This window comes from Staphylococcus nepalensis (assembly GCF_014635045.1).
Taxonomy (GTDB): Bacteria; Bacillota; Bacilli; order Staphylococcales; family Staphylococcaceae; genus Staphylococcus; species Staphylococcus nepalensis.
Genome location: NZ_BMCF01000001.1, coordinates 143004 through 157233, shown reverse-complemented (window position 1 = coordinate 157233; position 14230 = coordinate 143004). Strand labels below are relative to the sequence as shown.

13 protein-coding genes are annotated in these 14230 nt (G+C 32.7%); 10 read left to right on the top strand and 3 right to left on the bottom strand.

Annotation, left to right across the window (positions count from 1 at the left end):
* Positions 1-75: 75 nt before the first annotated feature.
* On the top strand, positions 76-1023 hold the full coding sequence (gene corA, locus IEU88_RS00835; RefSeq protein WP_103372880.1) for a magnesium/cobalt transporter CorA: 948 nt from the start codon (positions 76-78) through the stop codon (positions 1021-1023).
* Positions 1024-1094: 71 nt separating this feature from the next.
* Positions 1095-2138 (top strand): type 2 isopentenyl-diphosphate Delta-isomerase, encoded by a 1044-nt coding sequence (gene fni, locus IEU88_RS00830; RefSeq protein ID WP_103372879.1) that lies wholly within the window; start codon positions 1095-1097, stop codon positions 2136-2138.
* 267 nt (positions 2139-2405) lie between these two features.
* Here fni and gltS read toward each other — a convergent pair whose 3' ends face one another.
* On the bottom strand, positions 2406-3611 hold the full coding sequence (gene gltS, locus IEU88_RS00825) for a sodium/glutamate symporter (RefSeq protein ID WP_096808578.1): 1206 nt from the start codon (positions 3609-3611) through the stop codon (positions 2406-2408).
* A gap of 344 nt (positions 3612-3955) precedes the next feature.
* Between gltS and IEU88_RS00820 the strand changes: the two genes are divergently transcribed.
* The 4 genes from IEU88_RS00820 (at position 3956) to IEU88_RS00805 (ending at position 7185) form a co-directional block, all read left to right on the top strand.
* Entirely contained in the window at positions 3956-4279 is a 324-nt protein-coding gene (locus IEU88_RS00820) for a PadR family transcriptional regulator (protein ID WP_103373682.1), read from the top strand.
* Positions 4272-4832, top strand: a complete 561-nt coding sequence (locus IEU88_RS00815; RefSeq protein ID WP_103373683.1) for an HAAS signaling domain-containing protein — start codon at positions 4272-4274, stop codon at positions 4830-4832. The genes IEU88_RS00820 and IEU88_RS00815 overlap by 8 nt, the downstream gene beginning before the upstream one ends.
* Complete coding sequence (locus IEU88_RS00810; RefSeq protein WP_103373684.1) at positions 4829-5629, top strand: DUF4097 family beta strand repeat-containing protein; 801 nt, start codon at positions 4829-4831, stop codon at positions 5627-5629. Before IEU88_RS00815 ends, IEU88_RS00810 begins: the two co-directional genes overlap by 4 nt.
* Positions 5630-5856: 227 nt before the next feature.
* Positions 5857-7185: a Na+/H+ antiporter NhaC family protein gene (locus IEU88_RS00805; RefSeq protein WP_103373276.1), complete on the top strand. Its 1329-nt coding sequence runs from the start codon at positions 5857-5859 to the stop codon at positions 7183-7185.
* A 70-nt stretch (positions 7186-7255) separates the two neighbouring features.
* On the opposite strand, the gene IEU88_RS00800 is transcribed toward IEU88_RS00805, so the two are convergent.
* Entirely contained in the window at positions 7256-7867 is a 612-nt protein-coding gene (locus IEU88_RS00800; protein WP_096808583.1) for a DNA-3-methyladenine glycosylase, read from the bottom strand.
* 210 nt (positions 7868-8077) lie between these two features.
* Between IEU88_RS00800 and IEU88_RS00795 the strand changes: the two genes are divergently transcribed.
* Positions 8078-8656 carry a DUF805 domain-containing protein gene (locus tag IEU88_RS00795; protein WP_103373275.1) on the top strand — a complete coding sequence of 193 codons (579 nt, stop codon included), beginning with the start codon at positions 8078-8080 and terminating at the stop codon, positions 8654-8656.
* A gap of 72 nt (positions 8657-8728) precedes the next feature.
* Here IEU88_RS00795 and IEU88_RS00790 read toward each other — a convergent pair whose 3' ends face one another.
* Entirely contained in the window at positions 8729-10348 is a 1620-nt protein-coding gene (locus IEU88_RS00790; RefSeq protein WP_103373274.1) for a ribulokinase, read from the bottom strand.
* 247 nt (positions 10349-10595) lie between these two features.
* Here IEU88_RS00790 and IEU88_RS00785 point away from each other — a divergent pair, with 247 nt between their 5' ends.
* From IEU88_RS00785 to IEU88_RS00775, 3 genes are all read left to right on the top strand, one after another.
* Entirely contained in the window at positions 10596-11495 is a 900-nt protein-coding gene (locus IEU88_RS00785; RefSeq protein ID WP_096808586.1) for an ABC transporter ATP-binding protein, read from the top strand.
* Positions 11488-12726 (top strand): ABC transporter permease, encoded by a 1239-nt coding sequence (locus IEU88_RS00780; protein WP_096808587.1) that lies wholly within the window; start codon positions 11488-11490, stop codon positions 12724-12726. Before IEU88_RS00785 ends, IEU88_RS00780 begins: the two co-directional genes overlap by 8 nt.
* Before the next feature lie 442 nt (positions 12727-13168).
* Positions 13169-14179, top strand: a complete 1011-nt coding sequence (locus IEU88_RS00775) for an aldose epimerase family protein (protein WP_170006830.1) — start codon at positions 13169-13171, stop codon at positions 14177-14179.
* The last annotated feature ends 51 nt before the right edge of the window (positions 14180-14230 follow it).

Here is a 14230-nt window from a genome sequence, read left to right as displayed (position 1 = left end):
CTACTAAAAATAGTATATAACATACACATATATCATTTCATGATAAAATAAAGAAAATGATGTCCGGGGTGAGCTATGACGATAACAATTAAATATTTATCTCACGAAAACAAATTAACACCAGTTGATCGTTTAGACGACATACCTGATACCGCACAATTTGTATGGTGTGATTTAAACCAACCAACAGATGCTGAAAATAATTTTTTACAAACGTATTTTAACTTTAATAAACTCGAAATTGATGATACAGTGAACGGGACACCAAGGGCTAAATACAAAATATATGATTCATATCAATATATTGTTATCCATGGGTTGAATCGTAAAACGTTTAACACAAAAGCATTAAATCTTTTTATTAAAGATCGTTTACTCATTACATATCACCATCAACCATTTAATGTTTTAAAACAAGTAGAAGAGAATATAAAAGAACGCGCATTTGGTGGTCTTCAACTTGAAGAGATTGTGATGAGCATTTTAGATTACGTAGTAGATAGCTATTTTGAATTAGTATATGATATTGAAGATAAGGTATATGCATTTGAAGATAGACAAGCGCATTATGACTCCATGAAAACGGATATGGATGACGTTTTTATGATACGTCAAGAACTGATTAAATTAAAACGTGTTATATATCCAATGAAAGTACTGGTAGATCAGTTAAAAGAAAGCAGTCAGTTATTAGTGAATGATAAAAATGATTTGTATATTCAGCACATAGATGATCACATGATAAAACAACAAAATATTTTAAAAATATGTCAAGAAATGACAAATGAGATTAAAGACAATCTCGTCTCGTATGCTTCATATAAAATGAATCGAATTATGCAAATGCTCACTTTGGTATCTGTAGTTTTTTTACCTTTAACATTGATTACAGGCATTTATGGCATGAATTTTGTGAATATGCCAGAACTAAAGTGGTATTATGGTTATTATATTGTATTGGTGCTTATGTTATGTATTAGCGTAGGCTGCGTTATTTATTTTAAAAAAGAAAAATGGTTTTAGCTAAATGATTTTAAAAAATGACTATGGAATGTAGGTAAGATAACAATAAGTATTGAAGGTAGGAGCGAACAATGAGCGATTTTAAAAGAGAACAAAGAAAAAATGAACATGTTGAGATTGCAATGGCTCAAACTGATGCGACAATCTCAGATTTTGATGAAATTCGATTTGTACACCACTCGATTCCAAGTATAGATGTCAGTGACATTAACCTTGAAAGTTCACTTAAAGATTTTACACTGAGCCAACCACTATATATTAATGCAATGACTGGTGGGAGCGAATGGACTAAACAGATTAATGAGAAATTAGCAATGATTGCACGTGAAAGTGGCATGGCAATGGCAGTAGGTTCTACACATGCGGCGTTGCGTAATAGTAAAATGGCTTCATCATTTACCATTGTTCGTGAAACGAATCCGAACGGAATAATATTTAGCAATGTGGGCGCCGATGTGCCGGTAGATAAAGCAGTAGAGTCTGTGCATTTGTTAGACGCGCAAGCTTTACAAGTGCACGTAAACGCGCCTCAGGAACTAGTGATGCCTGAAGGAAATAGGATTTTTTCAACTTGGATGGACAATCTTGCACAAATCGTAGCGCGTGTAGATGTACCAGTGATTATAAAAGAAGTAGGATTTGGCATGAGTAAAGAAACAATTAAACAATTACATGAAATTGGTATCAGATATGTAGATGTAAGTGGACGAGGCGGTACGAATTTTGTAGATATTGAGAATGAAAGACGTAGTTATAAAGACATGGACTATTTAAGTTTATGGGGGCAAACTACAGTTGAATCATTGCTAGAAAGTACTTCTTATCAAAGAGACATGGATATACTTGCTAGTGGGGGCGTGCGCTCACCATTAGACGTTATAAAATGTTTGGCTTTAGGAGCGAGTGCTGTAGGCATGTCACGGCCGTTTTTAAATCAAGTTGAAAATTATGGCATTACTGAAACACTTAACTATACAGAACAATTTACTGAACATATGAAAAAGATTATGACAATGTTAGATGCACGTTCACCTAAAGATTTGAAAAATGCACAAATGATTTTTGGCCCTAAGCTACAATCTTGGATTGATCAACGAAATATCGATATTTTCTAACCGATGTTTTATGTTTAGTTACAATGAAATGTTTCTTTGGATTTATAAAAATAGAATAATGAGGCAAGTGATTGAGACGTAAAAAATGTCTTAATCAAAGTATAATATAGGCAATAGCATAATAAGATTGAAATTTTGAATACTGCCTATAAATAATGCGTATATGTTATGTCCAGTCATTGGACTTGCAGATAAACACATAAAAGCCTGAGACATGTTTTTTCTTTATGTCTCAGGCTTTCTTTATCTCGAAATTGACTTTTATGGTTAGAATATATTAATAAATGTTGTAACAATCGGTACACCCAACAAGTCGATTAAAAATGCGCCAACGATAGGTACAACGAGATATGATTTCGGTGAAGCACCGAATTTTTTAGTGATAACATCTAAGTTTGCCATAGCATTTGGTGTCGCACCAAGACCATGACCAATAAAGCCACCAATCATAACTGCGGCATCGTAATTTTTTCCTAAACCGCGGAAAACAATAAATACAGAGAAAAGAACGATAAATAATACTTGTATTAAAACGATAATAATTAACGGTATGGCCAATTGATAGATTTCAGTAAGTTGAATACTCATTAAAGCGATAGATAAGAATAAACTTAATGAAATGTCACCGATATTATCTATAAATTTCATATCAATTAGATTTAAATTATTATATTCAGAAATGTTACGGATAATCACTGCTACAAACATAGCGCCAACATAAATTGGAATATTGATGCCCGTTAAATCAGAGAATGTATTTCCTAAATATGATCCAATTGCCATACAAATAGCAACGATTGTAAATTGTAAGAAAAAGATAGTAGTAGGATTCATACGGTTACGTAAATATTCATTAGATTTAACATTGCCATAGTCTTTGGTTGTCTCTTCGGCATTTTCTGGTTTTAAATTATATTTAGTTATCAAGAATTTTACAACGGGACCGCCAATTAAACCACCAGCGACAAGTCCTAGTGTCGCTGCAGCTAAAGCAGCAGTCAATGCAGAATCAATACCCATACTTTGAATGGTTTGGCCATATGCAGCTGCATTGCCGTGGCCACCTTCCATAGACATTGAGCCAGCAGTCAAACCGAGTAATGGTGATATATTTAATACTTTTGCTAATGAAATACCAATTAAGTTTTGGAAAATAGCAAGAATACCACAAAAAATAAAATATAAAATTAATACTTTTCCACCTAAGCGCAATAATTTTAACGAAGCGCCTAAACCAATTGTTGTAAAGAATGCAAGCATAAAGAAATTTTGAATGAATTCTGAGTCCAACTTAATTGTTAAGATTTGTGTTGATTGTAAAATAGCGACTAGAATTGAAAACAATAAACCGCCGATTACAGGTGCAGGAATACATAGCTTTCTTAATATTGAAACATGATTCACAATGTAGATACCTAAAAGGTATAACATGCTTGCGAGCGCTAAAGTAGTAATTGCATCTAGCTCTAGCATTTTCATTCCCCCTTAAATTTCAAGTAAATCTCTTGAGTGTTGTTATGTAAATGAAGTGATGTGCAAATTGATCATAAAGAAAGAGCTTACAAAAAGCCCATAGTAACCATTATACATATGTAAATAACATAAAGCTAGTTTAGAATTAAATAATAAACAGAATTAATGGTAACGATTTCAAAACTGTTGATCTACATTTTAAAAAATATGTGATTCGTAAGCAAGTATATATATTACTTTTAAAAATATAACATAGTACTTTGCATTGTACAGTAGTATGTGCTATATTGTTTTTAACAGCTACTGTGTAATGTATAGTACTGGTTTTTAAGAGGAGGTAACTAATGAACAGTCAATTTAAAAAAGGGGCACTTGAACTTATCGTGTTACTCATAATAAAAAAAGATGACCAATATGGTTATTCGTTAGTACAAAACATTTCTAGGCATATGAGTATCGCAGAAGGAACTGTATATCCATTATTACGAAGATTGGTGAAAAATGGTGAGCTTACAACGTATTATCAACCTTCTACTGAAGGCCCCGCTAGAAAGTATTACCGTATTACTGATCAAGGTATACAAAGATTAGCAGATTTATTACAAGAATGGCAGTTATTTTCAGATACTGTAGAGATATTTATTAAGGAGAGTGATATAAATGACTAAAAATGAATTTTTAAAGCAGTTGCATAAACATTTAAAGCATACTTCTGATGAAGAAAGACAAGACATATTGAATGAATATGAAACGCATTTTTATAGTGGGTTTAAAGAAGGAAAAACAGAGGCGCAAATTTCGGCTGAACTTGGTGACCCTAGAAATTTAGCGAAAGAATTAAATGCTACTGCAGCCGTTGAAAAAGCAGAACATAGTAATAAATTTGGTGATGTTGGGAATGCTATTTTTGCAGTGATGGGTTTAAGTTTATTAAACTTCTTTGTTATTTTAGTTCCATTTGTTTTTATCTTGAGTATTGTTATTTCATTAATTATTACGACCATCTCATTCGTATTTAGTCCAGTATTATTACTAATAAAAGGAATGATTGAAGGATTTGAATATGTCTTGCTTTTTGATGTTTACGCAGTAGGAGCGGTATTTGGTGTCGGTTTGATGCTTTTTGTCATCACGTATTTAATTTCAAAAGCGTTTTATTTAATTTGTGTGAAGTATCTTAGATGGAATATTAAAGTCGTGAAAAGGAGTGCAGTTTCATGAAAAAAACATTAATCATCCTTTTTATAATCGGTTTGGTTATAACGATTTTTTGTAGTATTGGCGCGATTCAACAATTTAAAATAGAAAATGAAAAATCAAAGGAAACATCTGTGAATTATCATAAAGTGTATGACCAAGATCATATAAATAAATTGGACGTAGATTTAGAGAAGAGTAACGTGACGATCCAAAAAGGAGATCAATTTAAAGTTGAATCACGTGGAACAAAAGGTGAAACGCATATGAATACAAATGTTAAAAACGGTACACTTTATGTAAAAGATAAAGCGTTAGATAATAAAAGCGATATCTCTTTTTTAGATTTTGAACATAATCACGTAGTAGTCACGTTACCTAAATCATTAGATCATTTGGATGTGAATACTTATTCAGGTTCTATCAAATTAGATAGCGTGTATGCTGACTATGCCAAATTATATGCAGACGTATCAGAGATGACGATTCAAAATTCTGAATTTGATCGATTGATTAGTAAAGGTGATGTTGCAAATGTTCATATAGCACATACTCAGTTTAATTCTGGAGAGTTTGCATCAGATACGGGTAATTTTGAAATAGACGATATGCCAGCTGATAAGCCAATTAATGTGAAAACAGATGTGGGCAATGTATCTATGAAGTATGGTGACCAACGGCCTAAAAACACACGTGTAGCATTTGAAAGTGATATCGGAGAACTAACAATTAATGACCGCTTATTTAAAAATAAACAAGTAGGCAATGGCAGACATCTCATCCATATTGAAACAGATACAGGTAATGCAGAAATTAATTAAATGAAAAGTTAATTAATAGTTAGAAAAATAGTTTGTATAAGTCAACAAGAGCGGAACAGAAATCATATTTAGATTTCATTGTTCCGCTTTTTACATTGCTTAAAGGTTTAACACTTATTATATATATAGGAATAAAAAGCAATTTAAATTTTAATATTTCTGTCTTAGTCACTTTTTTGATATACTGTAAGCCATATAAAATGACGATAATAATAAGGAGAAGTATTATGCAGGAAAAGAATAGAAGTGACAAGCAATACGGTGCTTTAGCGCTTCTGCCATTAGTTATATTTTTAGGTTTATATATTGGTGTCGGTATTACATTTACAATGATGGGAAAAGAAAATGCTTTTGATCAATTGCCGAGACATGTGGCTATTTTTATAGGTATCATCATCGCCTGGACATGCTATGATAGAAAAACTAAATTTACTAAAAAAGTAGAGATATTCACAGAACATGCAGGAAACTCAGGTATTGTTAACTTAGGTTTAATTCTGTTATTAGCTGGTGCTTTTTCTACTGTTACGTCTGAAATGGGCGGCAAAGAAGCTATGGTAAATATGGGGCTTTCAGTTATTCCTCCTAGTTTACTTATACCTGGTATATTTATTATGAGTGGTTTTGCTGCGTTGACACTAGGTACATCGACTGGTGCACAAGCTGCTTTTATACCTGTTGGTGTTGCTGTGGCACAAGGCGCAGATCTAAGTGTGGCAGCAGCGGGCGCAGCTGTCATAGCTGGTGCTTATTTTGGTGATAATTTATCGATTATTTCCGATACAACCATAGCAGCTACCAATGGGGTGGGTGCCAAAATGAAAGATAAATTCAAGATGAACGTATTGATTGCTGTACCTGCAGCACTTATCACAGCAATTATTTATGCGTTTGTTGGTGGCACAGGCAAAGTTGAAGGTGATTTAAGCTTTAATTTTATTAATATTTTGCCTTATTTATTTGTGCTTGTAGCTGCAATAGTAGGCTTAGACGTTATATTAGTGCTGATTATTGGTATTGTCATGGCTGGGATGCTAGGAATGGTTCAAGGAAATTTAGGTGTGTTCCAATTCACTAAAGCAATTGGTGAAGGTATGGAAAGTATGTTCCTTATTTTTCTAGTAGCTTTCCTAGTTTCGGGACTTGTTGCATTGATTCGATATTATGGTGGTATTGACTGGATTATTAAAACAATGAAAGAGAAGGCAAGAGGACGTAAAAGTGCTGAATATGTAATTAGTTTAATGTCTGGTGTACTTTCTGCAGCTTTATCACACAATACATTAGCGATTATTATTTCTGCTCCGATCGCTAAAGAAATTGGTGATGAATATAAAGTGCCACCTAAACGCATGGCTAGTTTATTAGATATATTTGCTTGTTCTGCTTTAATGTTATTACCTCACGATAGTGGCATGTTAATGGTTGAGCAGTATGGGGATGTGTCTTATATAGAAGTTTTAAAATACACATTTTATCCAGTGGTATTAGTTATTTGTACAGTAATTACAATTCAATTTGGTTTACTTGATAAAGATAAAAAGACATTACAATAATAAATAAAAATGAAATATTAAATAGGTACAGTATCAATCAGTTCATTTTGATTGATACTGTACCTATTGGTTAGTGACGCCAAGTTTCTTGAGCAGAGACGGTTGAACGTTTCGGTATTCTTGAAACATAAGGATTGCCTTTAACGATAAAACGAAGTGGCTTGTGTGTCCATTCCCCTTTGTTCGGGATACCTATTCTTGGTGTTGCTTCAATTTGTTTAGGATACTTACGATTTTTAGTATCAATTTTGAGACGGCCTTCATTTAAACGAGCGCCATCTAAATATCTTGGTATATTAAATGCCTTTGTCCATTTTCCAGGACCATTTGTTAATTCGAAGCCATCTTTTTTTCTATTTAAACGCATCACTTCAATGTTTTCTTCTGGTTCAATGGCGCGTATGAGTACGCCTTCCGGTACATCTTCTAGTTGAGTAACGAAATTGATGAGTAAATGCGTATGCATAACATGAGCGTAAATAGTACCTCCACGTTTGTATAAAGATTCTACTTTGGGTGTTCGTTTACCATTAAATCCGTGAGCTGCCTGGTCATTTTGACCAACATACGCTTCTGTTTCAACTATATAGCCAGTAAAAGTATGTAAATCATCCTCGAAAATGACGCGCACACCAAGTAAATCTTTAGCGATAGTAACTGTATCACGTTGTAAAAAATCCATTTATTAATCCTCCATTTAATAGTTTATAAAATTAAGTGTTTTTAAACACTTTTTGTAAATTTGTAAAATTGTGTTATCACTATGTTAAAACTTTGGTAGAATAAGGAATGTAAGTTGCCTAAATATTGAAAAAATTCAGTAAGACATATCAAGACTATAATAAAGTTAAACACTAATGATATCAAATGAATTTGGAGCGGAGGGAATCATTTGGAAAGGAAAGTCGGATTTGGCGAAGCATTTAAGTTGTTTTGGAAAAATTATTTAAATTTTAAAGGTCGCGCGCGAAGAAGTGAGTATTGGTATATGGTATTATGGCATATCATTTTTCTAATACCCGGCGGTATCTTATATCTTATAGGATTAATTGCATTAATAGCTGGCACTGCATCTCATTCTGAAGGTGCAGTTATGGGCAGTGTGCTCTTTTTGTTTATTAGTTTTATTTATTTTGCTATTTACGGATTAGTAACATTAATACCCAATTGGGCTTTATTTATCAGAAGATTTCATGATACAGGTAGATCGATGGTACTGCCCCTTAGTTATTTAGGTGTATCAATCATTACATACATTATATTACTAATTATTGGCTTTCAAGATTTAGAATCTACTAATATAGTAAATGTTATCATTATCGTGTTAATCTATGTATTTTATATAGGATTTGGTATCTATTTCCTAGTGATTGCTTGTTTAGATAGTGAACGAAAAACAAACAAGTATGGTCCGAGTCACAAATATGCTAACCAATATACTAAGATTGATAAAACATATAAAGAACAATAAATGAATATATAACTGCAAAAACCAAGTATAACAAACGAATGAGTTTGACTATACTTGGTTATTTATATAGTTCTAATTTTCTCTATATGATAAGGCAGCATAGGATTTTCCTAACAAATCGTGTAGCGCTTTGTATCGCTGAAATAATTTTTCATATTGTTGGACTTTTTCAGAGTCAGGTTGCAATCGATAATATACAGGTTGTTTCATATGATGGACAGTTTCTTTTAGGGATTGATACGCGCCCCCCACATTTGCACCTAGCATTGCTGCGCCTAAGGCTGTAGCATTTGAAGAATCCATAACGACGACGTCTTTATTTAGAACATTTGCATATATATCTACTAACAGTTTGCTTTTGATTGGAATGCCTCCAGCTGCGTATACAGTATTTACAGGGATATGATTTTTTTCAAATTGCTGCATAATCATTTTAGTGCCAAATGCTGTGGCTTCAATACACGCACGATGAATCATTGCAAATGGTGTTTGTAAAGTTAAACCAAAGATGCTTCCGGTAAGATTACTATCACTTAATATACTGCGGTTGCCATTGTGCCAATCTAATATGGTTACGTGTTGTTTATGAATAGGTATATCAGAAGCTAAATTTTCTAGGTGTTCTAACGTTGAGATACCTTGTTGCTCTGCTTGATCTACGATATGTTTTGGAGCGAGGCTTGCTGAATAATTAAATAAATCACCTACTGCAGGTTGGCCTGCTTCATAAGCGTATAAGCCAGGGATGATAGCATCCTTTACTGAACCGGTAATAGCGGGAATAGACACTTGTTTAGGATCAAGCATAAGATGACAAGTGCTTGTACCAATAACTGGTGTGAATTCGCCTTGCTCAATTGCTCCAACGCCAAGTACCCCTGAATGTGCGTCTATAATATATGGAGAAATTTGGACATGTTCAGCTAACCCCCATAATTTTTGATAGTAAGTTGCTAAATTGCCAGCGCTATCCCCAATATTTACTACGGGCGCTTCACATTTATTTTTTATAATTGCCGGTAATTCTGGATCAACCGCTTCAAAGAAAGCATAGTTGAAGCCATCTTTTTCACTGTAAAACCCTTTAAAACCAATGCCACAATTTGAGCGAATATTTTTATTCGTTAATAAACTAACGATATAGTCACCAGCTTCCATAATATACGCACTTTGAGCTAATATTTCAGGTGCTTTGTGTTTAACCTCTAATATTTTAGGAATCATCCATTCGCTGTTGACGCTATGGCCGTAAAAGTCTAACCAACCAACGTTATGGTTATCGCTCACTTCTTTCATAAACGTAGCTTCTTCTTGAGCGCCGTGATGCTTCCAGAGTTTGACATAAGCATGTGGATTATCTTTCAAATTTTCATGTGTATGTAATGGTTTGAAATCATTATCTAAAAAGACGATAGTACAGCTTGTAAAATCAACACCAATGCCAATAATACTTGAAGGATCAACGTTGCCATCTTTTAAAACGTGTTGTACGCCTTCTTCTAGAATCTTGGTGTAGTCTTCAGCATGCTGTAAAAAATAATTGTGCGGTAAATCACGTCCGTTTAACGAACCAGAAATCGTGCCATGCGGATATGCTTTAATATAGGTCGATATAATTTCACCATTAGAAGTATCTACTAGAAACACACGACCAGATGCTGTACCGTAATCGATACCAATACTATAACTCATATGCCATTACCTCCCAAACACATTTTTAATAAGTGGGAACACTTATTAAATTCAATGATAGTGCTTACAAAAATCATTGTAAAGACAATGTTATTTGTAGGCATTTGGTATAAATAAATTGACCAATAATAATATTTGTTTTTATGTGCATAACATGAATTAAATTACATATTAAAATGTATATTTAAGTTGTGAAATGTTATTATCGGTATATATTATTTGAATTTAAAGGGAGGGAAAGGTGATTATGGCTTTAAATATAGTGCATGTTACGAAACAATATAAAAATTTTACAGCAGTTAATGATATATCGCTAACTTTGGAACAAGGCAAAATGTTAGGATTTTTAGGAAGAAATGGGGCGGGTAAAACGACGACTTTCAGAATGATACTTGGATTAACGCCCGTCACAGAAGGCCAAATTTTATATAAAAATAAGCCGATTGATAAATCGATATATGACAATATAGGTTATTTGCCTGAAGAACGAGGACTACATCCGAAAATGAAAGTAGAAGATGAACTAAGATATTTAGCTACGTTAAAAGGTATGAAACCCAAAGCGATATCTAAGGCAATTGATTATTGGTTAAACCGTTTTGATATCGAAGAAAATAGAGGGAAGAAAATTGAGGCATTATCAAAAGGGAATCAACAAAAAATTCAACTACTTGCAAGTATGTTACATAATCCAGAATTATTAATATTAGATGAACCTTTTAGTGGTTTGGATCCAGTTAACGTTGAATTGTTAAAAGAAGCAGTAAAAGATTTGAATGAAGGCGGGACTACGATTATTTATAGTTCACATAGGATGGAACATGTAGAAGAACTTTGTGATGATGTTTGTATCCTTAATAAAGGAGCACTCGTGGTTTCAGGGCCAATTAATGAAGTTAAAGCAAATCACGGAAATAAAAGTGTGATTGTTGAAACACATCATGAAATGCCTGAATTAGACGATATATCTGGTGTTATGAGAGTTGAACGCAATAAAAGAGAAATCAAGGCATTCATAGAGGATGAAACTATTGCGGAAAAAATATATGAAGTTGTTGTAAAATATGGTTTTGTTAAAAGGTTTCAAGTTGTTGAGCCAACTTTAAATGAAATCTTTATTGATAAAGTAGGTGATGTGAATGGGTAAATTTTGGGCAACTTTTTCGCTAACATACAAGAGTAAAGTTAAAACAAAATCATTTATGATTTTTACTGCTATTGTGGTTATTTTAATGTTGGTGGCTGCAAACATTAATAAAATAGTTGATTTATTTGATGATGGACCCGATACCATTGGGGTTGTAACAAACCAAGACCAAATTTATAAAGCCGTTAAAGACCAAAGTAATCAACTAGATGGAGAAGCAAAATTTAAACAAGTGACGGAAGCACAAGCACAGCAACAAGTAAAAAATGAAAAGTTAGATAAAGCTTACGTCATTCAATTACATGATAGTAATAAACTTACGGGTAAAATTTTAAGTAAAGACACGGTTTCAAAACAAGATGAACAAAAATTACAGACGACATTAACAACTATGCAAACAAATCTTACCGCATCTAGTTTAAATCTTTCTCAAGACGAGTTGAAACAATTACAATCTCAAAGCAAAGTGAGTTCTGAAGTCGTTTCTGATAAAGCAAATGAATCTAATTTAAGCGAATCCCAAAAAACATTTAATACAGTTATAGTATATGCGGGTGTCATGTTAATGTTTTTCATTATTATCAACTATGCCAATCAAGTTGCAATGGAAATTGCAACCGAAAAAACATCGCGTGTTATTGAAATGATTATAACAAGTGTTTCACCTGTTACGCATATATTAGCTAAACTGACTGGTGTTATTGCTGTTGCACTAACTCAAATTATTATTTTCGTTGCAGCAGCTATTTTATGTATACTTGTATTTGATATTGGAGATATGCTTAAGGGGTTCGATATACAGCCTAATGAATTAACAGTGCAATTAATTATTGTTGGTGTTATTTCATTGATTGTAGGTATCCTTTCTTATATTATCTTAGCAGCTATTTTAGGTTCCATTACAGCACGCATTGAGGATATAAACCAATCACTCATGCCAATGACATTAATTAGCATGATTGCGTTTTATATTGCATTATTTAGCGTCATCAATCCAGACACGACATTAGCAAAAATTACAAGTTTTATCCCATTGATATCACCATTTATCATGTTTGTACGAGCATCGACACCTGATGTAATGACTTGGGAAATCGTTGTAAGTATTGCCTTGTCTATTATAATGATATTTATTTTACTTTATATTGCGGTAAGAAGTTATAAAGATACCATATTAAGTTTTGATAAAGGCTTATTGAAATCTATAAAACGTGTTTTTACTAAAAGTTAAATGATGCATTTATAAAAATTTAAAAAAACACTACAATTTCAAATAATATTTGATAGAATTAATGATTATGATAGATAATTATTTGCTTTAATTGTTACAATGTAGAAGTATAGAATAATTGAATAGGGCTTGTGTATACGGTTTTAAACAACTTTAAAAGTCAACAGAAAGTTTAATTTGGACAATGTTTGAGGGAATCATTGACAAGTGTTAAATATTTCTGTTGGTTTTGTAAGTATAGGTTAAATATTATTCTTTCACTTTAAATAGAAGAATCAATCTAGGATGGGCGCAAATAGTGATATTGAGCTGGCTGACTAAGATTAATAGATGTTCATTAGAGATACTTAGTGAGACGGCGTTTATATGAGTGATAATTTATTCAAGATAAAGCCAAATCTCAATTTGAATAATGTTTTGGCTTGAAAGGGAGTAATTGATGATGTTTGCAAAAGTAGAAAAACAAAGTAATGGTATTGACTTAATTAAAATAGACAATGAAGCAACTAAGATTGTTTTTACTAACTATGGCGCGCGTATTGTGTCTTGGAAATATGATGATAATAACATCGTATTAGGGAATGTGGTAGAGGCTGACGAATTCTATCGACAAAACCCTTTTTATTTTGGTGCTACCGTAGGCCGGTATGGAGGGCGTATTGCAGAGGCGAAATTTCAATTAGATGGAAAAACATACCACTTAGATGCAAATGACGGAAAAAATAACATACATGGTGGATTAAAAGGTATTGATAAATGTTATTTTGATTATGAAATCCTTGAACAAGTAGGCCAAGTGAAGATTGTTTTCACTACAACGATTAAGCAGACAGATGATTATTTTCCTGGAGATATCGATTTAGAAGTGATTCATACTTATAATGTTGACCATAAATGGACGATTGAATATAAGGCTGTGGCTAGTGAGAAAACAATATTTAATCCTATGAATCATGTATATTTTAATTTGAATAGAGATAACAATGTTATCGATAATCATAGCATTTCGAGTTCAAAATTAAATATGTATTTATTAGATGATAATCAGTTTGTAGCTAAACAAGATCCTATTAGTCTTGATAGTGTATTCAATACAAACCAAATACAATTCAAAGATATATTTAATAGTGTGCATCCAGATATTAAAGCGCAAATGCAACAATACGGTGGTATAGATCATCCATTTGAAATCGGTAAACAAGGTATGAAAGTTGAAAATAAACATTTTCAATTAATATTAGAAACAGATATGCCAAATGTAGTTATCTTCACTTTTAACGATACAAGTGAGTGGGACAGTGACTTTAATATTTATAAAGCGCATTCTGGTTTTACGCTTGAAACGCAAACTATCCCGAACGATATTAATCTATTTGGTGAAAACGCGCCTTCGATTTTAGAAGCCAATCAACCATTTTATTCAAAAACTTCATACAAAATTTCTGAAAAATAAACATTTAATACAGAAATATAATCCAACAATGAACACTGAAATCTTTGTGAT